The sequence below is a fragment of the Micromonospora sp. WMMD1274 genome, assembly GCF_049179035.1.
In the GTDB taxonomy this organism is placed as follows: domain Bacteria; phylum Actinomycetota; class Actinomycetes; order Mycobacteriales; family Micromonosporaceae; genus Micromonospora; species Micromonospora tulbaghiae.
Map to the genome: position 1 here is coordinate 21,505 of NZ_JBMHMG010000003.1, position 26,934 is coordinate 48,438.

The 26,934-nt window shown below is 69.1% G+C and carries 29 protein-coding genes; 13 read left to right on the top strand and 16 right to left on the bottom strand.

The features are described 5' to 3' along the window. Window positions 1–8: 8 nt before the first annotated feature. The 10 genes from ACN27D_RS35225 (at window position 9) to ACN27D_RS35270 (ending at window position 10,230) form a co-directional block, all read left to right on the top strand. Window positions 9–824, top strand: coding sequence for a class I SAM-dependent methyltransferase (locus tag ACN27D_RS35225; RefSeq protein WP_047891588.1), 816 nt, complete (start codon window positions 9–11; stop codon window positions 822–824). A gap of 30 nt (window positions 825–854) precedes the next feature. Further along, on the top strand, window positions 855–1,733 hold the full coding sequence (locus ACN27D_RS35230) for a branched-chain amino acid ABC transporter permease (protein ID WP_047891589.1): 879 nt from the start codon (window positions 855–857) through the stop codon (window positions 1,731–1,733). Next, complete coding sequence (locus tag ACN27D_RS35235; protein ID WP_278091388.1) at window positions 1,730–2,722, top strand: branched-chain amino acid ABC transporter permease; 993 nt, start codon at window positions 1,730–1,732, stop codon at window positions 2,720–2,722. The genes ACN27D_RS35230 and ACN27D_RS35235 overlap by 4 nt, the downstream gene beginning before the upstream one ends. Continuing rightward, window positions 2,719–4,230 carry an ATP-binding cassette domain-containing protein gene (locus ACN27D_RS35240; protein ID WP_047892174.1) on the top strand — a complete coding sequence of 504 codons (1,512 nt, stop codon included), beginning with the start codon at window positions 2,719–2,721 and terminating at the stop codon, window positions 4,228–4,230. The genes ACN27D_RS35235 and ACN27D_RS35240 overlap by 4 nt, the downstream gene beginning before the upstream one ends. 199 nt (window positions 4,231–4,429) lie before the next feature. Beyond that, window positions 4,430–4,792: a hypothetical protein gene (locus ACN27D_RS35245; RefSeq protein WP_047892175.1), complete on the top strand. Its 363-nt coding sequence runs from the start codon at window positions 4,430–4,432 to the stop codon at window positions 4,790–4,792. Between the two features lie 74 nt (window positions 4,793–4,866). After that, window positions 4,867–5,622, top strand: a complete 756-nt coding sequence (locus ACN27D_RS35250) for a class I SAM-dependent methyltransferase (protein WP_047892176.1) — start codon at window positions 4,867–4,869, stop codon at window positions 5,620–5,622. Between the two features lie 13 nt (window positions 5,623–5,635). After that, window positions 5,636–6,535: a hypothetical protein gene (locus tag ACN27D_RS35255; RefSeq protein ID WP_047892177.1), complete on the top strand. Its 900-nt coding sequence runs from the start codon at window positions 5,636–5,638 to the stop codon at window positions 6,533–6,535. Window positions 6,536–6,713: 178 nt separating this feature from the next. Beyond that, window positions 6,714–7,433, top strand: coding sequence for a GNAT family N-acetyltransferase (locus ACN27D_RS35260; RefSeq protein WP_063778309.1), 720 nt, complete (start codon window positions 6,714–6,716; stop codon window positions 7,431–7,433). Then, window positions 7,430–8,734 carry an MFS transporter gene (locus ACN27D_RS35265; protein ID WP_082171293.1) on the top strand — a complete coding sequence of 435 codons (1,305 nt, stop codon included), beginning with the start codon at window positions 7,430–7,432 and terminating at the stop codon, window positions 8,732–8,734. The genes ACN27D_RS35260 and ACN27D_RS35265 overlap by 4 nt, the downstream gene beginning before the upstream one ends. Before the next feature lie 944 nt (window positions 8,735–9,678). Continuing rightward, complete coding sequence (locus ACN27D_RS35270; RefSeq protein ID WP_047892178.1) at window positions 9,679–10,230, top strand: NUDIX hydrolase; 552 nt, start codon at window positions 9,679–9,681, stop codon at window positions 10,228–10,230. Window positions 10,231–10,322: 92 nt separating this feature from the next. Here ACN27D_RS35270 and ACN27D_RS35275 read toward each other — a convergent pair whose 3' ends face one another. The 13 genes from ACN27D_RS35275 to ACN27D_RS35335 form a co-directional block, all read right to left on the bottom strand. After that, window positions 10,323–10,955, bottom strand: a complete 633-nt coding sequence (locus ACN27D_RS35275; RefSeq protein ID WP_047892179.1) for a DSBA oxidoreductase — start codon at window positions 10,953–10,955, stop codon at window positions 10,323–10,325. Continuing rightward, window positions 10,949–11,653 (bottom strand): PolC-type DNA polymerase III, encoded by a 705-nt coding sequence (locus ACN27D_RS35280; protein WP_047892180.1) that lies wholly within the window; start codon window positions 11,651–11,653, stop codon window positions 10,949–10,951. The genes ACN27D_RS35275 and ACN27D_RS35280 overlap by 7 nt, the downstream gene beginning before the upstream one ends. A gap of 87 nt (window positions 11,654–11,740) precedes the next feature. Further along, window positions 11,741–12,703: a phosphoribosylaminoimidazolesuccinocarboxamide synthase gene (locus tag ACN27D_RS35285; RefSeq protein ID WP_278091389.1), complete on the bottom strand. Its 963-nt coding sequence runs from the start codon at window positions 12,701–12,703 to the stop codon at window positions 11,741–11,743. 100 nt (window positions 12,704–12,803) lie between these two features. After that, a complete protein-coding gene (locus tag ACN27D_RS35290; RefSeq protein WP_047892200.1) occupies window positions 12,804–13,514 on the bottom strand; it encodes an HAD family hydrolase in 711 nt (236 codons plus the stop codon). After that, window positions 13,511–14,356, bottom strand: coding sequence for a dTMP kinase (locus tag ACN27D_RS35295; RefSeq protein WP_082171298.1), 846 nt, complete (start codon window positions 14,354–14,356; stop codon window positions 13,511–13,513). The genes ACN27D_RS35290 and ACN27D_RS35295 overlap by 4 nt, the downstream gene beginning before the upstream one ends. A gap of 62 nt (window positions 14,357–14,418) precedes the next feature. Next, window positions 14,419–15,459 carry a DegT/DnrJ/EryC1/StrS family aminotransferase gene (locus ACN27D_RS35300; RefSeq protein ID WP_421501236.1) on the bottom strand — a complete coding sequence of 347 codons (1,041 nt, stop codon included), beginning with the start codon at window positions 15,457–15,459 and terminating at the stop codon, window positions 14,419–14,421. Window positions 15,460–15,518: 59 nt separating this feature from the next. Further along, the gene (locus ACN27D_RS35305; protein WP_047892183.1) at window positions 15,519–16,556 is read right to left on the bottom strand and encodes a radical SAM protein; all 1,038 of its coding nucleotides are present in this window, start codon (window positions 16,554–16,556) and stop codon (window positions 15,519–15,521) included. Further along, the gene (locus ACN27D_RS35310; protein WP_200905192.1) at window positions 16,546–17,202 is read right to left on the bottom strand and encodes a dTMP kinase; all 657 of its coding nucleotides are present in this window, start codon (window positions 17,200–17,202) and stop codon (window positions 16,546–16,548) included. The genes ACN27D_RS35305 and ACN27D_RS35310 overlap by 11 nt, the downstream gene beginning before the upstream one ends. Before the next feature lie 35 nt (window positions 17,203–17,237). Further along, on the bottom strand, window positions 17,238–18,059 hold the full coding sequence (locus ACN27D_RS35315) for a class I SAM-dependent methyltransferase (RefSeq protein ID WP_053065381.1): 822 nt from the start codon (window positions 18,057–18,059) through the stop codon (window positions 17,238–17,240). Continuing rightward, complete coding sequence (locus ACN27D_RS35320) at window positions 18,056–18,712, bottom strand: phosphoribosyltransferase (protein ID WP_053065382.1); 657 nt, start codon at window positions 18,710–18,712, stop codon at window positions 18,056–18,058. The genes ACN27D_RS35315 and ACN27D_RS35320 overlap by 4 nt, the downstream gene beginning before the upstream one ends. Window positions 18,713–18,725: 13 nt before the next feature. After that, window positions 18,726–19,361, bottom strand: a complete 636-nt coding sequence (folE, locus tag ACN27D_RS35325) for a GTP cyclohydrolase I (RefSeq protein ID WP_082171294.1) — start codon at window positions 19,359–19,361, stop codon at window positions 18,726–18,728. 40 nt (window positions 19,362–19,401) lie between these two features. Further along, window positions 19,402–20,148 carry a 7-carboxy-7-deazaguanine synthase QueE gene (locus ACN27D_RS35330; RefSeq protein WP_047892185.1) on the bottom strand — a complete coding sequence of 249 codons (747 nt, stop codon included), beginning with the start codon at window positions 20,146–20,148 and terminating at the stop codon, window positions 19,402–19,404. Then, window positions 20,145–20,555: a 6-pyruvoyl trahydropterin synthase family protein gene (locus tag ACN27D_RS35335; RefSeq protein ID WP_047892186.1), complete on the bottom strand. Its 411-nt coding sequence runs from the start codon at window positions 20,553–20,555 to the stop codon at window positions 20,145–20,147. Before ACN27D_RS35335 ends, ACN27D_RS35330 begins: the two co-directional genes overlap by 4 nt. 585 nt (window positions 20,556–21,140) lie before the next feature. Between ACN27D_RS35335 and ACN27D_RS35340 the strand changes: the two genes are divergently transcribed. Continuing rightward, entirely contained in the window at window positions 21,141–22,331 is a 1,191-nt protein-coding gene (locus ACN27D_RS35340) for a helix-turn-helix domain-containing protein (RefSeq protein ID WP_047892187.1), read from the top strand. A 301-nt stretch (window positions 22,332–22,632) separates the two neighbouring features. Here the strand turns inward: ACN27D_RS35340 and ACN27D_RS35345 are convergent, their stop codons facing one another. The 3 genes from ACN27D_RS35345 to ACN27D_RS35355 all read right to left on the bottom strand — a co-directional run bounded on the left by ACN27D_RS35345 (window position 22,633) and on the right by ACN27D_RS35355 (window position 25,294). After that, window positions 22,633–23,577: an aminoglycoside phosphotransferase family protein gene (locus ACN27D_RS35345; protein WP_235437467.1), complete on the bottom strand. Its 945-nt coding sequence runs from the start codon at window positions 23,575–23,577 to the stop codon at window positions 22,633–22,635. 190 nt (window positions 23,578–23,767) lie between these two features. Beyond that, complete coding sequence (locus ACN27D_RS35350; protein WP_152748246.1) at window positions 23,768–24,247, bottom strand: hypothetical protein; 480 nt, start codon at window positions 24,245–24,247, stop codon at window positions 23,768–23,770. A 129-nt stretch (window positions 24,248–24,376) separates the two neighbouring features. After that, a complete protein-coding gene (locus ACN27D_RS35355) occupies window positions 24,377–25,294 on the bottom strand; it encodes a hypothetical protein (protein ID WP_063778311.1) in 918 nt (305 codons plus the stop codon). A 344-nt stretch (window positions 25,295–25,638) separates the two neighbouring features. Between ACN27D_RS35355 and ACN27D_RS35360 the strand changes: the two genes are divergently transcribed. Next, window positions 25,639–26,142, top strand: a complete 504-nt coding sequence (locus tag ACN27D_RS35360; protein WP_053065383.1) for a DUF6283 family protein — start codon at window positions 25,639–25,641, stop codon at window positions 26,140–26,142. Next, a complete protein-coding gene (locus ACN27D_RS35365) occupies window positions 26,139–26,927 on the top strand; it encodes a hypothetical protein (protein WP_047892188.1) in 789 nt (262 codons plus the stop codon). Before ACN27D_RS35360 ends, ACN27D_RS35365 begins: the two co-directional genes overlap by 4 nt. Window positions 26,928–26,934: the final 7 nt, after the last annotated feature.

The window sequence follows — 26,934 nt, forward strand, 5'->3', positions numbered from 1 at the left end:
CAGACACGATGACGACGAGAACCGCTGGCGATCAGACCGCCGGGTACATGTTCGACAACGCCACCGACGAGGCCACCAACCAGCTGCGGTTCCTCGGTGAGATCCTCGACCCTGGCACCCGTCGGATCCTGACCGAGGTCGGGCTGAAGCCGGGCTGGAACGTCACCGACGTCGGCGCCGGGGCGGGCACGCTGACCGCCTGGCTGTCCGAGCAGGTCGCCCCGGGCGGACGTGTCACCGCCGTGGATCTCGACCCCCGCCACATCCCGTCCGGGCCCAACATGATCGTGCGGGCCGGCGACATCCGTCAGATGGAGCTGGAGGGGTCGCAGCAGGCGGTCGTGGCGCGGCTGGTGCTGATGCACCTGCCCGAGCGGGAGCAGGTCCTCGCCGAGCTGGTGGGGGCTCTCGCTCCGGGTGGGGTGCTCGTGGTGGCGGACTGGGACTGCACGTGGCGGGACATGATCCGCCGCAGCCCCAGCCCTCGCGCCACCGAGCTGATCGAGCGCTTCCATGACGCGCTGCTCGCCTTCGGGGAGTCGAGGGGGGCGGACATGGGCTGGGCCAAGCGGGCACCGGAGGTGATGCTGCGCGCCGGTCTGGTCGACGTCGACAGCCGCATCGAGTCCCGGTCGTGGCGCGGTGGCACCGGCATCTGCCTGCTGCACCGCTCCAACTCGATCCAGCGCGAGGCGGCGTTGCTCGACGCCGGGATGACCCGCGACGAGCTGGCCGAGCTGCGGGAGGTGCTGATGGACCCGGAGCTGGTGTTGTCGGGCTACCTGATGCACACCACCGTCGGCCGCCGCCCCACCACGGCCTGACCACCACCGCACCCGGAAGGGAGGAGTGCCGTGGGCCTGAACGGGCTCGTCAACCCCTACACGGTCACCGCGCTGGACGGTGTCGCGTACGGGCTGCTGCTGTTCACCATCGCCGCCGGGCTGACGTTGATCGTCGGCGTGGCCGGGGTGTTCTCGATGGCCCACGGCACCCTCTACCTCGCCGGCGCCTACCTCGCCTGGCACTTCGCCGACGGCGGCTGGGCCGGCCTCGCCCTCGCCTTGGCCGCCGCAGTGGTGGTCGGCGGGCTCGGGGGAGCGGGTCTGGCCGCCGCGGTGCGCCCGCTGACCAGCCGTCCGCTGGATCAGGTGCTGGCCACCCTCGGCATCGCCTACATCGCCGCCGACCAGTTCAGCACGATCATCGGTGCGGAGCCGCGCTCGGTTGACCCGCCCCGGGCGGTCGCCGGGTCGGTCAGCCTGGGCGACTACCAGTACCCGATCTACCGGCTGCTGTTCATCGCTGTCGGCCTCGCGCTGGTCGTGGCCCTGTTCTGGCTCGTCGAGCGGTCGCGCATCGGGGCGGTGGTGCGCGCGGTGGTCGCCGACCCGGGCATGGCCGCCGCCACCGGCCTGCGCACCGGCATCGTCCGGACCGGGGTGTTGGTCGGTGGGGCAGTCCTCGCCGTGACCGGCGGGGCGCTCGGCGCACCGGTCATCGGCCCCGCTCCGGGAGTGGACACCACCATCCTGGTCTATTCGCTGATCGTCTGCGTCGTCGGTGGCCTCGGCAGCATTCGCGGCGCGCTGCTCGCCGCGCTCGGCGTCGGGCAGATCCTCACCCTCGGCGTCGCCCTCGCTCCCGGCGCTGCCGCATTCCTGCTCGCCGCCGCGATGCTCGCCGCGCTGACCATCCGCCAGCGCACCGAACTGCCGGGACGGCCCGCATGACCACCACTCTCACCCCCACCCCCGCCTCCACTGGCACCCGCTCCCGCCGCCCGGGTCGCCTGCCGTCCTGGAGTCTGCCCGCAGCCGGGGTCGCGGGCCTGGTGGCGGCGATGGCGCTGCCGTGGCTGGTCAACGCCTACCTCGTCTCACTCGCCACCACCGCCCTGGTCGTGGCCGTGCTCGCGATGAGCGCTCAACTCCTGTCCGGCTGGGCCGGACTGGCACCGCTGGGCCAAGCCGCCTACCTGGTCGTCGGCGCGTACACCGCCGCGAGCATCGCCACGCTGACCAGCCTCGGCCCGGTTCAACTCCTCGCGGCTACCGCCGCCGGGGCGGTCGCCGCCGCGGTCACCGGCCTGCTGGCCGTGCGCGCCCGGGGCACCACCTTCTTGATGGTCACCTTCGGTCTGGGTGAACTCGTGCACGCTGCGGCGAACCAGTGGGCTCCGGGCGGCAGCGAAGGGGTTCACGCTCCGCCCGTCGTGGCGCTGCCCGGCCTGCCCACCATGGTGCGACCTGGCTGGGTGTACCTGTACGTGCTGGCCTGCACCCTGCTCATCGGCGTCGCGGTCGCCGCTGTCGTCCGCACGCGCTTTGCCCTGCTGCTGCGCGGCATCGCCGCCCACGAACCCCGGGTACAGGCGGCCGGGCACCACACCGGCCGGCTGCTGCTCGCCGCCTACGTGCTCGCCGGTGCCGTCGCCGGAGCGGCCGGATCGCTGGCCATCGCGGCCACCCGGTACGTGTCGCCCGCCGACGCGGCGATGGGCGTCTCCGCCCTCGCCCTAGCCGCCGCGCTCATCGGATCCGGCAGCATGACCGGCGCCTGCACCGGCGCGATCCTCCTCGTCGCCGCCCGCGACTGGATCGGCGGCCTGCTCGGCGGCCACGGACCCACCCTGCTCGGCCTGGCGTTCCTGCTGCTGGCATACCTGCCCCGGCACCGCCGCGCCGGCCTCACGACCCGACTGTCCGGGAGGCGACCATGACCTCTACGCTCCTGCGACTGGAGGCGGTCAGCCGCTCCTACGGCGCACGCCGCGCCGTCGACGAGGTCAGCGTCGAGCTGCCCCCTGGGGCCCGGCACGCCATCATCGGCCCCAACGGCGCCGGCAAGAGCACCTTGCTGCACCTCGTCGCCGGCACCCGGCGCCCCACCTCCGGGCGCATCCGCTACGCCGGACACGACATCAGCGGCTGGCCGGCGCACCGCCGGGCCCGCGCCGGAATCGCCCGCACCTGGCAACACCCGGCGCTGGCCCGCCCGCTCACCGCCGTGCAGAACGTGCTGCTCGCCGTCCCCGGCCAGCGCCTCACCGCCCTGCGGCCCCAACCGCATGCCGTGGCGGCCGCCCACGCGGCACTGGCCCAGGTCGGTCTGGCCGAGCTGGCCGAGCGGCCCGCCGGCCAGCTCGCCTACGGCGACCAGCGCCGCCTAGAGATCGCCGTGGCGCTTGCCGCCGAACCCCGGCTCCTGCTGCTCGACGAGCCTTCCGCTGGTCTCGCCGCCGGGGAGATCACCCGCCTCGCCGAGCTGATCCGCGCGCTGCCGGACGACATGACAGTGCTGCTGGTCGACCACAACCTCGACTTCGTCGCCGCCGTCGCCGGCATGGTCACCGTGCTGCACCACGGGCAGCACATCGCCACCGGCACCCCCTCAGAGATCCGCGAACACCCCGACGTGCGCCGCGTCTACCTCGGCGCCGATGCCCCCACCAGCTTCGCACCCGACAGCCCTGCCACCACGGCGGCCGTGGCCGGGACGCCAGTCCTGCGCGTGCGCAACCTAGGCGCCGCCTACAGCGGGGCGCCGGTGCTCACCGACATCACCCTCGACGTGCGGGCCGGCCGGGTGGCCGCGGTTGTCGGCCGCAACGGCGCCGGCAAGACCACCCTGATCAACACCATCGCCGGCCTACACCCCGCCCAACCCGGCACCGGCATCCTCCTGCACGGACAGCCCTTGACCGACTGCGACACCCGCCGTCGCGCCCGCGCCGGCATCGGCATGGTCCCCCAAGGCCGTCGCCTGTTCGCCGGACTCACCGTCGACGAACACCTCGCCCTGCCCCGACCGCACCCCACCCGCTCCAGGACCGTCGATGCCTGCCAGGTGCTCGACCTGTTCCCGGGCCTGGCCGAGCGGCGCCAGCACCGACCTCACCAGCTCTCCGGGGGCGAGCAGCAGATGCTCGCCCTGGCCCGCGCGTTGATCGCCGCCCCGGACGCGCTCCTGCTCGATGAGCCGTCCGAAGGACTCGCGCCCGCCGTCGTCGGGCAGCTCGCGGCGATCATCACCGGCCTCGCCGCCGAAGGCACCGCGATCCTGCTCGCCGAGCAGAACCTCGCCCTGGCCTGCCAGGTCGCGCATGACATCGCCGTCCTGGACCGTGCCCGCATCGTCCGTCACGTCGCCACAGCCGACATCCGCGAGTACCCCACCGAACTCCATGACCTGCTCACGGTCCCGACCACCACACCGACACCGTCATGACCGCGACGCGCGATCACCACCGACCCGGCGAGGCCACCCCCGTGCCTCACCGACGTCCACCCGGCGCGACGGTCCGGCCGCGCCCGGTGGACACCGCCGCCCGCACCGCACACCCCGTTGCGGGTGGCGGCGGGTGGTTGGCGACGCTGACCCGGACACTGTCGCCAACCACCCCACCCACCATGCGGCTGGTGACGCCGTGACCGACGACGATGACACCAGCCTGTGGCTGCTCACCGACCTGTCCAGCTGCACCACCTGCTGGCAGCGCCTTCAGCCCTACACCTGCGCGAGCAGGCGCTTCTACGTCTGCTTCTGCTTCACCCTCTACGACGCCGGACATCTGGAGGCCCTCGTCGTCGGACACGCCGCCGCCCACGACCGGCGCACCGCCACCGAACGCCCCCTCATCACCTACAACCGGTGGCACCAGTCCACGCGGGCGGACCTGCGGCAGTACCTGCTCCGCATGGTCGATCACGCCCTCGTCCACACACCACACCGCGTCGAGCTGCGCTGGCACCCGCACGTACCCGCCGCCACTGCGGTCTACCAGCCATGACCGGGAGACCTGCACCACCAGCGCCGCCTGATGCCGCCGGCATCACCCGCCACGCCGACAACCGGAGGATTGCCATGACAACAACTACGCTGCCGGCCCGTTCCGGGCCGATACACCAGCTGCTCAACCCGAGCATCCACACGGTCCTGGACCGACTCGACATCAGAACCAACCAGCGGGTGCTGGAGATCGGCGCTGGCACCGGCGAGATCACCGCCCGTCTGGCCCAGCTCGTCGGCCGCTACGGGTCCGTCACCGCCGTCGACGCCGACACCAGCCACCTCACCGGCACCGCCGTCATCGACGTTCAGCAGCGCGACCCGAACCGGGACCTCCTGCCTGGCCAGACCGGCAGGTACGACCACATCGTCGCCCGCTGGCCCCACGGCACCCTGCGCGACCCGGCAGACGTGATCGAGCAGATGATCGCCCGCCTACGCCCGGGCGGCTGGCTCGTCCTCGCCGACATCACACCCACCCCGCCCCGGATCTACCGGGCGCCTGACGACGAGGCCGGCACCCTGATCCACACCGTCATGCAGCAGGTCCACCACGCCCTCACCGGCCCGGACGGCGCGACGTGGACCGCCGATCCCGAAACCCTGCTGTTGAGCCAGGGCATGGTGCAGCACTGCATCCACAGCGCCACCGAAACCTGGACCGGTGCCGGCCCCGGTTGCCGGCTGCTCGCCGATGTCGTCAGCCACCTTCGTCCACGCCTGGACATCACGCACGAGGACGCGAACCGATTCGCCGACCTCATGACCGACCCCCGCGTGCTCCTGGGCTCCTACGAACGCCGTGTCATCCACGCCCGCGAGCGCGACTGAAGGCACGACAACCATGACCCACCTGACCCTCCCGGCCCGCCGCCGCCTTGCCGCGCTACTCGGCGGCAGCCTCGTCCTGCTCACCGCGTGCCAGAACGCCGGCACTGCCGCCCCAGGACAGGACGCCGCCCCGCCCGCCGCACAGCAGCCGGCCATCACACCATCCACGGCCGCCACCGCCGCCGGGCTCACCGCTCAGCAGCGCCTGGACCTGCTCGCCAGCACCATCAGCGCCACACCCGCCGACACCACCGATGGACTGCCTTACACCTACTTGCACCTTCAGCAATGGGCACGCGCGACCAACACGATCGTCCGCACCGACGTACGGCGCTGGCGGCACGACGCAGACGGGTCCGGCCGAGAGATCATCCGCCGGGCACCAGACCTGCGTGGCGTGGACCACGAGCCCACGCCCGAGGAACGCCACGATCTCAGCCGGGCCGCGCAGCAGTCGCTCCAGTACCGGGTCGGCCAGCTGCATCCCTACCTTCCCGGGGGCGTCCCGGCCGACCCCGGCGAGCTGACCAAACTGCTGGCGCCACCCCAACTGGCCGACGAGCCCGCCTACCCGAGGATGCTGGCCAGCGGCTTCGTCGGACTGGCCACCAGCCATCACCTCGACCCGCAGCAACGAGCAACGACCCTGCGCGTCCTGGCGACCGTCCCCCACATCACGTACCGGGGCACGACGACCGACCTCGCCGGCCGGCCCGGCCTGTCCTTCCAGGTTGTCGCCGACGGATCAACCTCGACGTTGGTCATCGACCCGGCAAGCGGCGAACTGCTCGCCGCGAAGGAGAGGATCGATCGCGGGCGCCGGCCCGGTCTGTTCTCCTACACCCTCCTGCTGGATCGCGGCCGTGCTGCCACCGACAGCCCTACGTCACCCACCACCCCGCCGCGGTCGTGACACACCTGCGGTGACAAGCCGACCGGCCGCCAAACCCTCTACGCCGCCGACGAGATCGCCACCCCGATCCTAGGGGGTAGGACGGCGACCGGTCCTCCGTGGTCGGCGGCAGCGGACCCCCCGTCCCCTGCCGCCGGCCACCGAACCCGGCGAGACGATAAGCAGCAAGGAGCACGACGTGACGCACCGAATCCGGACCGCCCGATGGGTAGAGAAAGACCTCGTTGCCGCAGTGATCGCCGAGGCCCTCCAACCCACTCCCATCGCCGCCTGGCTGGTCGCCGACGAGGAGCAGCGCGGCCGCGTCCTGACCGATGTCGCCGCCATCTGGGTTGAACACGCCATGTTTTACGGCGACGTCCACGTCACCAGCGACCTCGCTGCCACCACGGTCTGCTTTCACCGGTACCGGCCGCTCCCGCCACCGGCCAGCTACACCACGCGCCTCACCACCGCCGCCGGCCCGCACGCCGACCGCTTCGCAGCGCTCGACGACCTCATCGTCGGCGCGCAGCCCAGCGAGGCGCACTACCACCTCGCGTACCTTGCCGTACGCCCCGAACACCAACGCGCCGGCAGGGGCAGCGCACTGATGGCGCACCTGCGCAACCGCCTCGATCGCATCGAGCTGCCCTCCTGGACGGTCGCCCTACCAGACGGCCAACACCTACTCGCCTGCAACGGCTACCAGCCTGATCAGGCGATCACCCCGGCCAAGAGCCTGACCCTTAGCACCATGAGTCGTAACCCGCGACGCGGCAGTGACACCACGACCGCCGCACCCACTCCACCGACCTCTGCTGCCAGAAACCACAGGCGTAGCGTCGACGACGAAGAGCCGAGGTCTACGCAGATGGATCAACACGAGACGCTCGCTACCGGCTTGTTCCGGCAATGACCGACACCATCGGCCCTAGGCCATCGCACACCCGGGCGGCGGTCATCGGCCCGGACGCCGGCCACCCCGAGGCGAACCGGCGCGACCTTCGTCGCTACTGGTCGGCGTACGGGATCAGCGCGATCGGCAGCGGCGTCGGTGCCGGCGCGCTACCGCTGGTCGCGATCCTCGTGCTGCATGCCACCGACTGGCAGGTGTCGCTGCTCGCGGCGCTGGCCGGCCTGGCCGGTGTCGCGGTCACCCTGCCACTGGCGACGTGGATCGAGTTCCGCCCCAAACGACCGGCCATGATCAGCGCCGACCTGGCCCGCTTCGCCGCCCTGGCCAGCGTGCCGGCCGCGGCGGCGGCCGGTGCGCTCACCTACGCCCACCTGTGCGCGGTCGCCGTCGTGCAGACCGCCGCAACGATCGTGTCGCTGGCGGCCAGCAACAGCTACCTCAAAACCCTTACCGCCATCGACCAGCGGGCCACGATGAACAGCCGGTTGGAGAGCACCACCTGGACCGCGAGCACCCTCGGGCCGCCAGTCGGTGGGCTGCTGGTGTCCTGGACCGGCCCACTCGCCTCGGTCCTGGCAGACGCCGCCAGTTTCCTGCTCTCCGCCTTCGGCTGGCGGCGGATCCGCCACCGCGAACCGCCACCACCCCAGCCGCCGAAGGACCGGCGATGGCTGACCGAGACCGTCGGCGGCTGGAGGTACATCCTCACCCATCCGCCACTGCGGATGCTGTTCGCCAACGCGATGCTCTTCGGCGGCTGCATCACGGCCTCCACCCCGCTGATCGCCGTCTACCTCCTGCGCGACCTGCACTTCACGCCCCTCCAGTACGGGCTCGCCCTCGGCGTACCCTGCGCCGCCGGGATCCTCGGTTCGCTACTCGCCCCGACGATCATCCGCCGCGCTGGCCTGACCCGCACCCTGCTCATCGCCGGGGCAGCCCGCTGCCTGTGGATGAGCCCGATCCTGCTCGCACCCGACACCACCGGCGGCCTCGTCCTGATCATCGTCGCCGACGGCGCGCTGCTGCTGTGCGCCGGCGTGTTCAACCCGGCGTTCGCCACCTACCGGATGAACGTCACCACCGACACCCACCTGTCCCGCGTCGTCGGCGCCTGGGCCATGACCAACAAACTCGTCCAACCCATCTGCATCGCAGCAGCCGGACTCCTCGCCGCCGCAGCCGGAATCCGCACCGCTATCGCGGTCCTCGCCGCGCTGCTACTCACCACCGCAGTCCTGCTGCCCTGGACCGCCCTACGTTCCCCACCGGCTCCGGCTTACGATCGGGGCCGGCCTTGAGCTGGCCAGGCGGGTGCGAGCGAGGCCCAGCCGCTCGCGCAGTTGGACATGCGATGGTGCCCGAGCCAAGAACGGTTGTCTGCCACCGTCGTCGCCTCGCCAGGTTGACGGCACCGGGCACGGACCCGGACCGGCCGCCGAGCAGACACAGCGTGTCCCGCCATCGCACGCCGAGTGAGGACATGCCTTGTCCGGCCGGCAGCTGACCGACAACCGTCGGCGCATCATCGACGCTCTGCTGCGCCATCCCGGCCGTTCCTGGATGGTACGCGAGCTAACTGACACCGTGCCGGGTGTGCCCGCAGGCGCGGTGAGAGACACCATCAACCAGTTCCTCGCGCAAAGCGTCATGCGTCAAGTGCCCCATCGCCGTGCTCTGACTGTGGTGCTCACGGGCACAGGGCAGGAACGGCTGGAGCGGCTGATCACCAACCCATACGGGGACGCATCACGGGGCCAACCCGCACGATAGGCCCGCTGCCCCTCCACTGACGCCGGATGGTCATCGACTGTGTACGAGGGCATCGCGCTGAGTTGCCCTCGCAGGTGATGCCGGCGGCATCAGCTGTGGCGGTGCGATGCGCCCGTGCCGAAGTGGCGACGAATGGCCTATGCCGGCAACTGAGCAGCCCGCAATGGCCGCTGGGCGGTAGAGGCGGGGATGAAGGCCCCGCCCGAAAGCACTCTTCGAGCTGGCTCGTGCTGAGCTGCCGTGGCGGATGTACCGACCGCTGGTGATGCTGCCGGCATCAACCGATCGCGGCGGTCGCCTTGCTGCCTGTTACCTGCCGGCGTGGCACGCGTTCATCGCTCAGGTGCACTAGTAGAATGCGAGTACCCTTATGAGCCATGCATTTTGGAGCTGCCGGTGTCAGGTCTCGAATTCCACAACACAGCAGGCGACCCGGGGAAGCGGTGCTTTCGGGCTGGAGCGGAGGCAGTCCGTGGCGATCAGTGATTCGGATATCTCGACGGCGCTTTCGGCTTACCTGGAGTGCTATCCGGACGAAGCGGCATCGCTGTCCGAGCCGGTAAGGCTGCTGGCTGAGGGGTCGGGTTTCGCCTCACGATACAACTTCTCGATGCACGTGACTGTCGGCGCGCTCTTGGTGCGTAACGGCGCGGACGTGCTTCTTGTCGATCACCGTGCCTACGGGATCCCCTTGCAGCCTGGAGGGCATGTCGAGCCGACAGATTCCACGCTGATCAGTGCGGCCGTCCGGGAGTTGGTGGAGGAAACCGGTGTTGATTCCGGCAGTCTCGTCCTCGCCTCTCCGATTCCGGTGTACGTCGAGTACGGGAGGGTTCCGGCGCGGCCGGCGAAGGACGAGCCGGAGCACTTCCATCTTGACTTCGGTTACTCATTCGTGACGACGCGGGCGGATGTGGGGTGCATTCAGGAGTCGGAGGTGCGGGGCGCGGCCTGGTATCCGCTTCCGGTGGCGGAGCGGCTAGTCGGACACCGCATTGCGCGAGCGGTGACGGTACCTGCGTGAGGGGTTAAGCCGCCAAGAGGGATGCTTCAGGCCGAGCGGTTGTCGTGCCTACCGTGTTGTGGTCGGGTTTCGCCTGGGAGTTCGTCACCTGCTCATTCGAAGGAAGGCTTGCGGTTCCGGCTCCGCTTGAGTTCGAAGAAGCCGTCTGTTTCCGCGACGAGGACTAGGCCGTCCCAGAGTCGTCCGGCGGCTTCATCGCGGGGCGCAGGTGTGATGACGGGGCCGAACAGAGCGGTGCCGGCGATGCGGAGAACGGGTGTCCCGACGTCGATGCCGATCTCGTCGAACGCCTCGTTGTGCGAGTCGATGATGAGCTGGTCGAACTCCGTGCTGGTGGCCGCAGAGGCTACAGAGATGGGCAACCCGGCCTCGCTGAGGGCTTCGGGAATCACGGTGGGATCGTCGCGGCGTTTCTGGTTGTGAAGGCGGGTGCCGATCGCGGTGTACAGGGGTCCGAGGATGCCCGGGCCGCTGTGGTCAGCTGCGGCGGCGCAGACCCGCACTGGGCCCCATGCCTTGGTCATCAGGTCCAGGTAGTCCTCGCTGAGTCCCTTGCCGTCGCGCTGAATGAGATTCAGGTAGGCCAGCGACATGATGCGCCATTCGGCTCGTACGGGCCGGACCTGCTCTACCTCTAGCAGCCAGCGTGAGGTGATCCAGGCCCAGGGGCACAGCGGATCGAACCAGAAGGGGACTCGTACCGGTTGCTCTTCGTCTTTCACCATGAGTCCTGTCCTTTCACGCCCGGTTGCTCGGCAGGTTCGATGGGGAAGAGTTCGCTTTGAATGGGAACGTTGCTCTTGGCTGTACGGCCCGCGATCTTCACCAGGTCGGCAAGCCCGTTGAGTTGGGCGTTGACGTCTGCGGCGTTGATGAGCCGGGTGAACACTTGTGCGGTGATGTCGACGTCGGCGTAGGCGCGGTGGCGGTCGGCCGGATGCGTGAGGGAGAAGTGCGCCAAGAGCGTGTCGAGTTTGTAGTTCAGCAGGCCCGGAATGAGGTGTTTGGCCAGGGGGATAGTGTCCAGGAGATCAGTGCGGGCAAGCGTGGGGCAGTGCTCGCGTTGGTTGTAGATAAGGTTGGCTTCCGTGGCGGCGTGCTGAGCGACTAGTAGGTACCGCTTGCCGGCGGTGAATCGCCGGTCCAGTGCGCCGAGCGCTTCAGCCGGGCTGGGTGCCAGCTCCAACTGCTCGGCGGTCAGGCCGGTCTGGATGGTAAGGGCGGGAGTCACGGGGGCGAAGGCGGGTGGCCTGATGAGGGATGTGCTCCTGCCGGCGGATGCCCATTCGCCTCCCGTGTAGCGCAGTGCGAGGGCCGCGACTTCGACAGGTTGGGCCGGGTAGCCTGTGGGAGTTGTGGCCTCGAAGTCGATGACCACGAACGTGGTCGCCAGAAACTCGGGGTCCGTCGTCAGCGCGCCCATGATGAGTCCACCGTTCTCCGAGGTGCCGTGCGTCTTTGCCCCGGCATCGTTACGGGCAGCTTGAGTGTCCGCTGTCGTGATGAGCTGTCACCGAATGAGGCTGGTCACGGCCTGGGTGGCAACGTGCAGGTCGGGCGCGCCCCAGAGGCGCTCGCCGGTCCAAGTCTCGCTCAATGCCCGGTACAGGTCTGACATCACGGGCAGGTACTCGGGCGGGAGTGGCGCCGGCTGTGGCCACTGGCTCCTGGGCACGCTGTCGGCGATTAGCTTGCCTACCGGCACTTCGAGCCCGTGGGCCACGTACCAGTTTCGTAGGACCTGTTTGCCGCAGTGCACGCCGTTGAACATCAGGCGGCTTTCGTCGGGTGTGCCGGGGCTGTCGGCGACCACGATGGCACCGTCGCTCGCCGTCAGGAACTCGACCTTGCCGTCGCAGTGGTTCAGCCCGACCTCGCTGGCGTGCCGGCTCAGCACGTCGTTGACCTTGATGGTGAGGTCGCCCATCGTCTGGAACTGCTTGTCGTTGACGCCGGCGAGGCGCTGGGCCTCGTCTTGGTCGATGAACCGGTTGACGGCCTCCAACATCGTTGCGTACTCAAGGATTGGTTGCTCTAGCTTCTCGCCGACTACAGGAGCGCTGCGGAGCCCGGCCTCGGCCGGGGTGAGCGCGCCGGCCGCGACCCGGCGGTGCACCGAGCTGCCTTGGGGCAGTTCGTTGCGAAAGAGGACCTGCACCGGAATGAGGTAGTTTCCCGTGCCTGGGAGGAGCGGCCCGGAGTGTGGATCCGGTACGCGCGCGAGATCGAACTCGATCCGGTTCGGAGCGATGAACCGGCGGAAATGGGTGGGCACGCCCGCCTCCTTCAACCTGGTGAAGTTGAAGACGGCCATGCGACAGGTGGCCTCGCCTTTGCCTGGAATTTGGTCGGGCATCCGCCCGTAGTGGAACACCGTGTAGTGGTCGGTGTACTCGAAGATCCCGATGCCCGTCCTCGTCGCCGTGGGGGCTTCGATGATCTCCAGGTTCTTGGTCGAGTGGAGGACGGGCATCATGCTCCTCTGCTGGGGCTGACTGACGGTGTCGCCTGGCGGATCCTGGGAAGTGCGGCTTGGTGTCCGGTCAAGCGTGTGTGTGGTGCGGAATGCCGTCTCACCGGCGAATCGGGGCGCGGTTCACCCCGGGACCATCCGGTAGGACTTCAGGGCCGCACCGCCTCCCGTCTCCGGCGGCGGCCAGGTGGCGGTTGACCACTGTGAGGACGTGCATGGAGGCCGCTCGGGCGGAGGTAAGGCCGTCGTAGGCGTCGTCGACGGCTAGGCAACGCTGCGGTGGGACGCCGAGACGTCGGGCGGCCGCAAGGTACAGGTCAGGGGCCGGTTTACCGTGGGCGACGTCTTCTCGCGTGACGACGGCTGTGAACTCGTGCCCGAGGCCCAGGGCGTCGATCCCCGGATCGACGAGGAGTCGACTGGCGCCCGACGCTATGGCGCAGGGCAGCCCGGCACGGCGTGCGGTGTGCAGGAGCGCGACGACGCATGCAATGGGGGCGAGGTCGTGCACGCTTGCGAGCAGGTGGGTGCGGCTCTGCTGGATGATCTCGTCGTGTGGCAGGTGTTGGGCGCCCGGTAGCGCGGCCAGTAGGTCGTGGATGGACAGGCCGACGTGCCGGCGGTACCAGGTGGGGTCCAGGTCGAGGCTATGCAGCCGCAGTGACGCTCGTAGGGCCTGCTCGTGGCTGGTTGTGGTGTCGGCGAGAGTTCCGTCGAAATCGAAGATCACAGCCTCGATGTCGGCGGGGATCGTGGGCGTGCAACCGTCTGCTGAATTCGGGTCGGTTGAGTGGTTGAGGGTTTGGTTCATGCCTGCGCCGTGCCCGAGCCGCAGCACATGCAGGGTGCCTGGCGGTTCTGCCATGGTTCGCGGAGGCAGCTGAGGCCGGTCCCGGCGTCCTGGATCCAGCGCTCAATGAGATCAGCCGCTTCGTACTCGTCGACGTTGCGGCGGTCCAGGACTCGGTAGCGTGTCGGGTCGGTGGCGGCGAGCCGCTCGTAGAGCGTGCAGGCGTCCTGCATGAACGTGACCTGTTCGCTGGTGAAGATGCACTTGTCGCGCCGTTGCGCGCGTGTCACGGCCTCGGATGCTTCGTCGGTGACGAGGATCGTGAGGTCGGGCAGGGGCCGGTAGGAGGCTGCAAAGTCTCGTAGGGCGACGGCCGTTTCAAGGGCGGTGTCGCCGTCGTGGGGGTGCAGTTGCAGCGCCTGGCACACCGCTGTGGTGTCGACGCTGCGGCCCTCGACGACGGTTTGTCCACTGGACAGGGCGGGAAGCGCGGTGTCCAGGTCGTGCCGCTTGATGGCCAGCAACAGCATGGTTTCGGCCAGCGGTGCTCCGCCGCGCAGGAAGGGGTCTCCCGCACTGGCCTCGATCAGCGCCCGCAGGAGGGCTTTGCCCAGTCCAGGGCCGCCGTCAATTCGCCGGGAAAACTCCTCCAGCAGCACCGGCTTGTTGTCGAGGGCTTCGACAGCGCGAAGGGTCAGATAGGTCTTGCCGATTCCGGTGATGCCGTCGACCGAGATCAGCGGGCCGCGGATGCAGGGGTGGCGTTCCGAACTGATGCCGCCGGCATCACCCGCGTGCTTCGCCGGTGCCCGGCGGGTGTGCTGGCTGGGGTTGGCGGATCCGCCTTCTGATGCTGCCGGCATCACCTGCACCCCTACCTGCCCACTGCGTGTCCTCGGCAGGGGCGCTGGTACGGAGTGCTCGTTCATGCGGCCCATGTGGTGGCCTCTCGGGTGATGATGGCTGCGTAGTGGTCGAGGGTGGCCTCGTTGTCGCGTTCGGTGAGCAGGACCGCGAGCGTGTGATCGAGGATCTGGGCGGCGCCCCGGCACGGTTGGCCGCGTGGGGAGAACATCGGCCGGGTATCGCAGGGGATGAGCCGGAAGCTGCCGGTGGAGTTCGACACTCCGTGCTGTGCGAGGTGTTCGGTGAACTTCCGGGCGTGGGGGAGGTCGATGCGCAGGAGCGGGGAGTAGCCGTTCCAGTCCTCGCCCGCTGCCGGGGCGAGGGCGGCCAGGCCGGGCACCTGTTCCAAGGCATGGAGCAGGTGGCGGGTCTGTGCGCGGCGCCGCGCGACGAGGTCCGGGAGTCGGCGGACGTTGGCACGGGCGATGGCAGCGAGCGGAGCGGCGAGGCGAGAGTTGGTCGCCAAGCGGCTCAAGGGCTCGTGGCCGGAAGGGGCCGGTTGCCAGTGGCTGCGGAAGGCGGCGGCGTGCTCAGCCAGATCGCTGTGGTCGGTGAGTAGGAATCCGCCCTCGCCGCTCCACAGGATCTTGCCGTCTTTCATCGAGAAGCAGCCGATGGTGCCGATGGTGCCGGCTCGGTGCCCGTCGCGGGCGGTGCCGGCGGCTTGGGCGGCGTCCTCGATGACGATGAGGTCGTGCGCGGATGCGAACGCGGTCAGAGCTGCGGGGTCTCCCATCCGACCCCACAGATGCACCGGGAGGATTGCCCGGGTTCGTGAGGTGAGCTTGCGGGCCGCGTCGTCGTAGTCCACGTCCAAAGTGCCCGGGTCGCTGTCGACGAACACCGGTGTGGCGCCGAGCACGGCCAGCGGGGCCACGGTCATGACGACGCTGAGCGCCGGCACGAGGACTTCGTCTCCCGGGCCGATGCCGCCGGCCGACAGCGCGGTGTGCAGTGCTGCGGTGCCGGAGGAGACCGCGACGGCGTGCGAGACGCCGAATGCCTCGGCCAGGTCGTGCTCCAACTGCCCGGCGGCTGGGCCACCGCTGGGGTCGGGCATCTGAGCGAGCACCCCGGCGAGCTGATCGGCGATCGAGGCGGCGGCGTCGGAGGGCAGCGTCATCGCGGCACCTCCGTGTTCAGCAGCCGTGGCATGTCCAGCACCAGCGGCCACATGTTCACGCAGTCGCGGCTGAACAACGAGCAGTTCGTGCAGGCGGGCCTGGTGGCGAACAGGGTGCGTGCGTCGCCGTCGCGGATGGTGCGCTGGCGTTCGGGCGGGGTGGCGGCGATCCGTCGATCGGACGGGCAGTCCCAGACCGAGCCGTCGGGTTGGATGAAGAAGAGGCGGGCACCGCCGAAGCAGTCCGCCACATGCCCGTTGCCCTGGGTGGAGATCGCGGCGACGAACCGTTGAAGGTAGGACGGGTCAGGCAGGGCCAGGCCGTGGGGGTCGCGGTAGAGGCGTTGGAGGTGCTCGCCGACATCGACGACATCGGCGGGGGTGTGAGACAGGGCGTCGAAGAGTTGGTGGTCAGGTGCCAGCGAGATCGGCTGCGGCACGTAGTAGTCCACGCCGATGTCGGCGGCCAGCTGCGCGACGTCGGTGATCTCCTGTGGTCGCGGTCGGGTGACCACGGTGTAGATCCCGACCCGGGGCCTGGGCTGTTCACCTCGGGCCTTGAGCAGAGTGCTGATGCCGGCCAGGACGTCGTGGTAGCCGAAGCGGCCTGATCGTGATGGCCGCATCACGTCGTTGGTGTCGGCGTCCGCGCTGTCGAGGGACACTGAGACGCCGTCGACGCCGAGGGCGACGAGACGCTCGGCGATGTGCGGGCGGGTGAGCGGAATACCGTTGGTCGCGATGACGACCTGGCAGCCCGCGTCCTTGATGAGGGAGATGATCCCGAGCGTGGCGGGCCAGTCCAGCGGTTCGCCGCCGGCGATGATCACGCGCTCGACGGGGGAGTCGGCCAGTGTGCGCGCGAACGCCGCCAGGGTCTTCGCCGACAGGTCGCTGCGGGACAGGTGTGACAGGACGCCTGCTTGCTGGGGCAGGTTGTTCTTGTGATCCTCGATGGTGCCGAAGTAGCAGTGGGGGCAGGCGAACGTGCAGGGGGAGCGCAGGCCCCACAGCAGGGTGACGTCACGAGACATGGGCGGCCTGCCGATCCATCAGGGTGGCTACGATCTCACCGACGGCGCGGGCAGTTTCCTCCTGCGACATGCCGGCCACGTCGAGGTGGACATAGCGTTCGGGATTGTCGTTTGCCTCCGTCCGGTAGAGGGTGTCGATTTGGTTGAGCAGTTGTAGGTCCGCCGGTGTGAGTGGTCGGCCGATGCGGTCGGCGAAGCGCCGCGCGCATTCCTTGGGGTCTCCCGTCAGGAGGATCGTGATGTCGGAGAGCCGTCGCCAGCGCCGAAACCCGGACAGGAGGTGGTCGGCCAGCCTTTCCGGCGCCGAGTCAGGGTGCTCCGAGCGGAGGATCGCGGCCTGATACACCGCGACGGAGTCCATTCCCCGGTCTTCAAGGATCACCTCGACACCGGTCAGGTCCCGTCCTGCCAGCCGCTCGGCTTTGCCGAGCTGCAAGGCGAACAGTGCGAGGGTTTCCGCGACCGGGTGGCCGGTACGCAGGAAGGGGTCGCCGTGCTCGGTCAGCGCGGCGATGACCCGCCCGTGCAGCACCGTGCCGCCGGAGTCGGTTAGTTCGTCCAAGAGCAAGCAGCGCTCGCCGAGTTGCGCGGCGAGCGCTCGGGCCGCGCTCGTCTTTCCGACCCCGTTGATTCCCTCGATGCTCACCCACAGCGGTGCCGCACCTAATACGGGGGCGGTTATCATGCTGGCCGCCGGCAGACATAGAGCAGCTCGGTGGCCACGTCGGGCACGGCGATCGCCGAGACCACGTTCAGCAGGGCGTCGGGCACGCGCGCGAGCAGGTCGCGGTACCAGCCGGAGGCGGCGTTGCCGTATTGGCGGGTAAGCGCTGCCGCGACGATGTCTGGTTCGGGCGGCAGCAGGCCCATCACGTCCTCGACGACCAAGCCCGCCTCGGCGAGCACCTGTTCGATCTCCTCGCGCGACCATTCATAGACGTGGACGCGGTACTGGAGGGGCCGCGGTGGAGGACCGACAGCGGCGGGGGTGGATAGGTAGAGCACCCCGCCCGGCGCCAGCGCCGCCGCGGTGTTGCGCAGGCTCGCCGCGCCGAGCTCGAACGGCAGGTGCTCCAGCGCCGAGGTGTAGATGGCGATGTCGAAAGCGGGCAGGTCCGGCCACGGCTTGGCGACATCGCACTCCACCAGGTCGATCGGGAAGGAGTCACCGTAGGTCGCGCGCAGGTCCTCGATACGCGTCCGGGCTTCATCGAGATTGGCAGTGCTGATGTCCAGCCCGACATAGCCTGCGATCGTCGGTGCGTAGCGGTGTAGCAGCGGCAGCGCCAGCCCTCGGCCACAACACACGTCCAGCACCCGCGAGCCCGGCGCGCACCGCTGAGCGACGACCAGGTGCTGCACGAGGTTCATCAGGCCCGACGGTTTGGTTTCACCGCGGCTCAAGGCCGCGTAGAAGTCGTCCATCTGGTTGGTGCTGTACGGCCCCACCATCGGGGTTCCCGGCCGGGTCCGGAACTGCTCGGGCAGCTGCGTGGCGGTCATGATTCGCCTCCCAGGCGTGCGTCGGATTGGAGCGTGCGAGCCTGATCGGCTCCGGTGCCGCCGGCCGCGTCACCTGCTGGTCGGGACTGCGGTGATGCCGGCGGCATCAAGTCCTCGGTGGTCTGTGCCGGGTCGTTCCACGGGAAGACGACCCAGTCGAGGGTGTCCCACACCCAGGTGTCCGGGGTGAAGGCCGCCGCTCTGCTTCGGCAGAGCGCAGCCGTGCGTACGGCCGACGTGGGCAGGTGCGTGGCCAGCCAGGAAAGCGCTGCCAGGTACGTCGCGCCGGTGCCGCAGATGTCGTCGACCAGGAGCACCTGATCACCGCCGTGCTCCGCGAGCGCCGCGTCGGGCGCGTCCGGGAGTTCGACTTGCCCGGTCGCGGGGAGGTACAGCGCATCACTGCGGTTGTGGCGTGCTGTGAACTCGACGACCGGCACCCCGTAGTGGGCGCCGAGGAGTCGGGCCAGCGGAACTCCGCCGCGAGCGATGCCGACGACCACGTCAGGCGTCGGCTCGTGCGCGCCGATCAGCGCGGCAGCAGCAGTGAAAGCTTCCTGTGTCAGGCGCCAGACGCGGCGGTGCTCGAAGACGCGCTGCACGCCGGCTGGCTGGTGAGGCGGATCGGTGGTCTGTGCGGCCAGGATGTCCACGGGCTACCTACTCTCAGTCGGGACGGACGTCGTTGTGAGCCAGGGCGAGAAACTGCTGGGAGAGCACCGGGTCGCTGCGGAACCGGCCGCCGGCCTGAAGCGAACTGGTGCGGGCTGCCTCCATCCGGACGCCCCGCATGCTCATGCATAGGTGTGTGCCGCGGACGGCTACGGCCACGTCGTCGCTGCCGATCACGGCCACGAGGTCCTCGGCGACCTGCCGGGTGAACCGCTCCTGAACCTGGAGACGACCGGCGTACCGCTGAGCTATCCGACCGAACTTCGACAGGCCCACGACCTCACCGGCGGGTACGTACCCTGCGGCGACCCGCAGGTTCATCGGCAGCAAATGGTGCTCGCACAGCGACCACACGCTGATGCCACCCACGACGACCAGTTGGCCGCTCAGGTGTGACTCGGCGAAGCATGTTGCGGGCGCAGCAGCGTCTGGGCCAAGGAAGGTGCTCCACCAGGACGCGACGCGCGCCGGTGTACCGGTCAGACCCTCACGGGTAGGGTCCTCGCCCAACGCAAGCAGGAGCTGAGAAATCAGGTCCTGCACGCGGCCGGCGTTGACGCGCGGCTCGGACAGTGCGGGTGCGGCGCTGTACGCGGTCTGGGTGAGACCGGCGAGGGAGGAGCTTGTCACGGCGTTCTCGCTTCCGCGGACGGGAGGGGCGGGGGTGTGGTCAGCGGCCTCGCGCGTCGGCGAAGGCCAGCACGTGCAGTCGGGTGGTGAAGTGCCAGTGCCGGGCCGCGACCGCGTCCGCCAGGACACGAGTCGCCTCGACGATGGCCTCGGCGGTGGTGCCCTCCGGCATCACCCAAACCGGCGCGAGCCGGTGGGCGGCGACCAGCTCGGCGATCCGGTCGAGATCGGCAACCGAGGAAGCAACGACCTTGAAAACCGCTCGCTTCGACGCCACGAAGGCATCCAGCGCGGCGGGCACGATGCTCTTGCTCTCCTGCACTCCGAAACTCGCCAGCTTGGGAGAAACGTTGAACCGCACTCCGTCGACCAACAGCGCCGGGTCGGGTGCGATCGTGCCGTTAGTTTCGAACTCGATCCGCTTTCCGGCCGCCAGCAACCTCCGGACGAGAGTCACCAGGCTCCGCTGCTGGATCAGTGGCTCACCGCCGGTGATCACGACCAGCTCGACCGCAGAGGACGCGGCCCACTCCACCAGGTCTGTCACCGACCGCTTCGTCGACTCCGCACGCGGGTCGAACTGGGACCAGTCCCAGGTGTACTTCGTGTCGCACCGCGCGCAGGTCAGGTTGCACCGCGACAGGCGGATGAACAGCGCTGGGTACCCGCAGCTCGGGCCCTCGCCTTGAAAGGTCGGCGTCTGGACACCAAAGCACTCCGCGACAATCAGCCGGGGCTCAGTCTCGCTCGTCGGCAGCCCGACCAAGGCGGGCTCCAGCGCGGTCACCGCCGCTCCACGTCGAACCGGGCCCAGCTACGGGCAGTCTCGCGGACGCAGACTGCGACCAGGCGACCGGGGATCGTCGGCTGAAGGTTCTCGATGAACCAGCCCGCCAGGAATTGGGCCAGAAGCTCCGAGGTCGGCTCGAAGGGAAGGATCTCGTGCAGGTTGTGGTGGTCGAGCTCGGTATCCAAGAATGCCTTAAAGGGAGCGAGCGCACCGAAGTCCGTGACGAAGCCGGGCTCCTCCAGGCGGGAAGCGGTAAGGATGACCTCGACCTCGTAGCTGTGTCCATGCTGGTGGGAGCACTTATGCTCAGGTGGCAGGCCAGGGAGACGATGCCCACCTTCGAAGTCGAACCTCTTGCCGATCGTGATCATGCCCGGCGGCATCGAAACCGCGCTGTAGTCCATGTGAGTTCCCTTGGAAGTCCGCGACGGAGCGCTTCGGTTAACCGGCGAGAAAGTGACGCGCTACCTCGGGCCGCCCATTGACCCCGGCCGCAGCCGCGAATCGAGGACGACTAATGGGCGTAAGTGCGGGGGTCGCCCCAGCCGTGACCTGGTTTGGGCAACGGTTCTCCGCAGGACGAACAGCCGGTCCAACACGAGGTCGTCGTAGATGTAGGTGGGGCCGCAGAAGGCGCGTCGGCAATGCGTGTCGTCGCCGGATTGGCCACATGACAACCTCCCTCGTGATGCTGTGAAGGCACGTCAGCCATGCGGTGAATGGACGCACCCTCGGAGAGGATCACCTACCGCCACCGTCCTTCACGGCCACTGGCGGCAGGGGCTCCTCCCCAGGCTTGCGAGTCTCGTCACTCACCGTGTCGATCCGTTCACCCTGACTCACGCGCTGAAGACGTTAAACGCCCATCGATACACGGAGTTGCACAAAGTTTTCACACCTGTCCCAGTGAGCGGCAGCGCTGTCGATGGAACCCACCGCCGTCCTAAGCTGAGATGGACCGAGCCCATCGGACGCCAAAGGAGCGGATCGTGGACAAGGTGCTGACTGTCGGCGACAACATCGCAGTGTTGCGAAAGGCTGCCGGAATGACGCAACACAGGTTGGCGCGAGAGGCCAGTGTCTCGCACAGCCTGTTGACCAAGGTCGAAACCGGCGACAGGCCCGCATCCCACGCTTTCGTAGCCGCAGTGGCCAGCGCACTTCATGTGCCGATCGAGCGCGTCTACGGTCAACCCTATGACGGCTCGGACGTGCCCACAGCGGTAGACGCTTTACGGGTCGCCCTCCGTGGTTACGACCTTCCGCCAGCAGGCGACGTGCCGCCTCCCGCGTTCGAGGACCTTCGGTCAACGGTCGAGGCGATGTCGGCTCTGCGGCGCGATGGGAAGTACACGAAGCTCGCCACGCGGCTCCCAGCCGTAATCGAACAGCTCACCGAGGCGGTTCACACCGCCACCAGCTCCGACACCGAGCGTTTGTTCAGGTTGCTGGTGAGCGCCTATTACGTAGCCCACGGCCTCGCGTACCGGCTGGGGTACGCGGATATGGCGGAAAGTATTGAGCACAAGCTGCTCTGGGCTGCCGAGCGGTCAGGCGATCCGCTCGCGGCCGGACTCGCGCAGTGGACGCGAGTCACCACCTTCCAGTCGGCGGGCGACTACGCCAGAGGTCTGCGCATTCTCGATGCCGCGCGATCCAGCCTCACGGACCGGGTCGAGCGGGATCATGAAGACTCAGCCGTCACCGTGTACGGCAGCATGCACCTACGCGCGGCCACGCTGGCGTCCCGTGCGGGAGATGCCTCAACGACCAGCGAACACCTGGCCGCAGCTGAGGAACTGACCCGCTACGCCCCCAACGACAAGGTTCACTACCACGTGACCTTCGGACCGGCCAACCTCCGCATCCACGAAGTCGCGGCCTGGATCGAACTCGGAGAGCCCGAACGCGCTATACGGCGGGGCGCCGACTTCGCCCCGCCGGCCGACATACCCGCCACCCGCGCCGGGCACCACTACATCGACCTCGCCCGCGCGCACGTCCTGACCGGCAACCGCGCCGGAACCCTCGGGGCGCTTGAAGCTGCGAAGAAGCTCGCACCCGAGCAGACTCGGTATCATCCAATGGTCAGGGAGACCACTCGCGCCCTGCTTACGCTGCACCGCCGAGCCAACGCTGAACTGACAGCTTTCACCACCTGGCTAGGCATCGAGAGCTGAGTTTGGGACGCACCGGAGTCCGTTACGCCGAAGCCTTCGCCCTTACGCCCGTTCTCGGCAGACTCCCTACTCCGCATCCCTCGGGCGCTCTGTCGGCACCGCAGGACCGCGAGTTGAACATCAGCTACAACCCGGCCGCTCGACAACCCGCCCCGTGATGCCGACGGCATCACCAAAGCGTGCGAATAGCACCCCAGGACATCGCAAGGGGTACTTCCGACTCCTGACGCTAGTGATGCCGCCGGCCACGCGGATCATGAGGTCCCCGTGAATGCGTCTGAGCGAGGCTGAGGGTTGGAGGTCACGTGTAGGGGTTGGTGTAGCTATAGAGCATCTCGACCCGCTCGTGCTGGGCAGCGAACTCCTCGCGGCGGCGGTCGCGCTGTTTCCACAGGATCGCCAGCCATCGCAGGGCGCAGGTGCGCTGGTTCGCGGAAAACTGGTGTCGGTTGGCGTCGGTAATGCCGAGGTCGGGCAGCAGCTGGACCCAGATGTTGTTCGGGATCGCGCGGCCGGAGATGTGCTCGATGAGGTCGGCGGCGTCGAAGGCCACGTTACTGAACCCGGCGTACTCGAAGTCGACGCAGGCAGCGCCGTCGTTGGTCAACATCCAGTTGAGCAGGTTCGCATCACCACGGGACATTACCGGCGCGGCCGGCGCGGCGACAAGGTCCGCGTCGCCGCTGCGCTGCCATACCGCGAGTAGCTGTTGCATGGCGGGGGTGAGCGGATCGTCGGGCTGGCTGGCCAGCAGCTCCGGCCACGCCTGCGTCAAGCGGACCATGTAGTGCTCGCCGGTGTCGATCCGGGGAAGGGTGGCCAGCAGACCGGTCAGGGGCACTGCCTGGAGCTGCGTAGTCGTGTGCGCAAGGGCGCGCAGCGCGGCCAGTTGGTCCGCAGCCTTGAGTATTGGCTGGCCATGGAGCTGGGTCATGCCAATCGCGGGCTCGACCGGTGCGTCGTCATACCACAGCAAGGTGGGGACGGTACGGAGGCCGTGGGGCGTGAGCAGAGTCAACGCTGCCCACTCCCGCTGTACACGCTGCCGGTCGGTCTTGACGTACAGCTTGATTACCACGTCGCCGTCCGGAGACGTCCACAGGTAGAGGTCGTTCTGCATGCCTCCCTTGAGGGGGCGCAGATTCAGCGCCGACAGCATGGCGTCACGATCGTCGTCGGTGCCGCCGCGCACGTGGCGAAGCTCAGCGAGCAGGTCAGCCGGGACGTCGATGAGGGGGACGGACACGCCTTTAGCTCCAGACGGTGCGGCATAGCAAGGGCTGTCGGGGATCGATCGTAGTGGGCCCGCCGCTGGGCGAGGTCGGAGCCGCCGTGACCCGCACACTGGCCGGGATGGACATCCCACCGCGCTAGGAAGTTGGTCTAGGTTGCGGGGGCGCGTCATCGGAGTGGGCACGGCGGCGCCTTCCCACCTTTCAGGGTGATGCCGGCGGCATCAGCGACGGGTCGGGCTCTGCGGCCTCCGGGTCAGGCAGCGTCGATGTTGACCGTTGGAAGCCGGGGTAGGGGAGAACACCCTCAGCGGTTGCTGCCTCTTCCACCCGGGCGACGAATTCAGGTTGAGGACGATCCCCGGTCCACCCTTCGGCTAGGTACGGGTCGACAAGGACCGTGCCACGGATTGCTGCCGGCAAGTAGCGGGCTGCCCACCGCAGCTCTGCCACGTTGCGCAATTGGCGATCGAGCTGGCGCCGAAGTTCGAGCTCCAGCGCAGCGGCACGGGTCAGGCGGGCTTCGTACTCGCCGCTCAGCCGGGCAATGCGCTCATCGGCAACCTTCTCAGCATCTGCGATGCGCGGAGCGGCTAGACGCTCAGCGGCGGCTGAGATGTAGGCATCGAGGTTGGCGGTAACCTCGCCCAGCCGCTCGGCGAGGTCATTGGGCGTGGTAGCCAACGAGTCCTCTCCTTGTTCCTGCGGGCGAGCGGTAGTGGCGTGGCATAGCGGGCCGGGACCGTGACGGAGCCGCGCTTCCGAGCGGCTCCTCCGGTAAACCCGAGGCCTCGTCAACAGTCAGCGCAGCCATCACCGTCTTCCGTCACCCTTCAGCTGGGTCCGCAACCCGGCGACGTGGCCGGCGATGGTGGTCTTGCCGGTGCCGTTCTCGCCCGGACGCAGCGAGGGATGGCCCTGAGCATTGTTCATCGGCACAGTGGCTTGCGCGGTGCGGGCAGCGTCGAGCTCTTCGATGCGGGCGGTGAACTGGGCCAGTTGCGCCCACACGTCGTGGGGGTCGGTATGGGTGTAGTCGACGTGGAAGCGTCGCGGGTCGTCCTCGGCGATCTTGTTTGAGGCGCTGAGCTGCTTGACGTCCTGGTACAGGGTGACCGTCGTGCCGCCGGGCCAGGTGCGTTCCCAGCGGATGTAGCGCTTCGTCGCCTTGGTGCCGGGGGTGCGGCCCTCCGGTGCGTGCGGGGTCCACCCTTCGTGCTGGAGAGTGAGGTACACCTGGCTGGGGCGGGCCGAATCGCCCTTGTGCCGGCGGGCGAAGTCGTTGAGCAACTCGCGAATGGCGTCGTTGTCGGTGCGGTCGGTCGCGCGCCAGTCGCGCGGCCGGGCACCGGTGGCCTCGGCGACGGCGTCGACATCGTGGTGGTCGTAGCCGGTCCGCACTCCGGAGACGGACATCCCGGAGGCCTCGGCGAGATCGGCCAGAGTGTAGGGGCGGGGCTGGACGAACTCCCGGCCGTAGGCGACGAGGTGGCGGATCTGGGCCTCCGCCCGCTCCCTGGCGCGTCGGGCGGACGCCAGCGCGGCCAGCAACGGGTCAACGGAGGCATGCTCCCATCCCGTCCATAGCTGGTCGGCGGTGCGCCTGCGGTCGTCGTCTGCTTGCTGGCGCGCGGCGTCATAGGCGTCGAGTTCGTCGACGTCGGCGGTGGCCGGTGCGACGGGCAGGGGATGGAGGATGGCAGTTACGTCGGTGACGGTGTCGCTTCTCATGCTATACATTCTGCACACGGTTTTGCGATGCTCGCAACTAGATGCGACACGCGGTTTTACTTCTTTCGGGGCGAGTTAGGTCCGAGAAGGAAACATTCCCGGACCTTACTCAGCCGTACGATGCTGCCCCTTGTCGTCCGCGCCAGCCCTGAAGAGTTGAAAACCACCCCGATCCACGAGCTATACCCTTCCCGCATGGCAGCGAGGGCCAAAGCGTTTGACGTGCATCCATGCCAGGTACGGGGTAAGAGCTTCAGGTCTCCCTCTGACTGTCGGGTGTGGTCTAGGCTGCTCCTATGCCCCCTCAGATCCCACGACCCCCGGATGCGGCAACGGCCCCGCCGTTGGAGCTAACCCCCGCCGGGGCACCGGCCCTCACTGGCGCCTCGGCGGCCGGCGTGCACGGCGAGGGCGGACCGGCGGCGCTGCGGGCCGGCAATCTCGACCCGGTCCGCGTGTGCGCCCGGCCTTGCGGTCCCTGTCCGTGGCGGCGGGACAACGCCGGCCGCAAGCGGTACGGCAACCTGCCCGAGTACGCGGCCGGAACCATCCCCGGTGAGCCCGGGTTCGGCGAACCGGTCGACGGCGACCCCCAGGCGGCGTTGGGGACCTTGTTCGCCTGCCACCACATCTCCTCGGACAAGCCGCACGTGTGCGCCGGGCATGTCGCGGTGGTCGGCCGGGACCACCCCCTCGTCCGGCTCGGTGTCATCTGGGGCCTGATCGACCCGGCCACACTGGAACCGGGGGCGGATTGGCCGCCGATGTTCGACAGCTATCAGGAGATGATCGCCGCGGTCGGCCCGGACGCCCCGCTGCCGCCCGGAACGGAGCTGGTGCAGCGATGAGGCTGATACCGAGTACGGGCGGCGCCGCTCGCGCGTCCACGGTGGACCACCGCAGACGGTTCACCCTGCCCACAGCGCTGGCTGATGCCGCCGGCATCACTGCGGGCCCGGTAGTCGTGCTGCGCGGGGAGCGGGCGGGTGAGCTGCTCGTGGCCACCACCGCCGCCGCGCTGGCCCGGGTGCGCGCGGCCGTGGCCGCCACCACGGCTGCGCATGGCGTGCACGCCTCGCTGCGGGCCGCGCTGACCGACGGTCTGGGTCGGGCCGCGCCCGGTCCGGCGGCCGGCGCCCCGGTCGACCTGCCGGCCGAAGGTCGGATCGTCTGCGACACGGTGCCGCTGCTGGCGCTGCTCGACGGCGACCCGGCCGCCGAGGCACTGGTGCCGCTGCTGTCCCGGTTCATCATCACCGACGCGGCCGAGAACGAGGTGTTCATGGTGCTGCTCGCCGCCGGTCTGGCTGCGGCCGACTCGATCGGCGGACAGCTCGACGGCCACGAGCAGGTGATGGACACTCTGGCCGCACTCGGGCTACGGACCGCGGGCCTCGACACCGAGTGGGCGCCGGTCCGCACGCGCGAGTTCGCGCTGCGCACCGTCGACCCCGGGCTGACCGACGCCGAGCGGGCAACGATCGCTCTGGCCGCGCACCTCGGCGTACCGGCGCTGCTCGGCCGTCCGGTCGGCGAGCTGCCCGCCGCAGCGAGCGGCGTCACGGTGCTCGACTACCGGGACTTGACGTCGGCGTCGGCCGCCGACGTCCCCGCCGTGGCCGCGTCGGCGTGACCGGGCC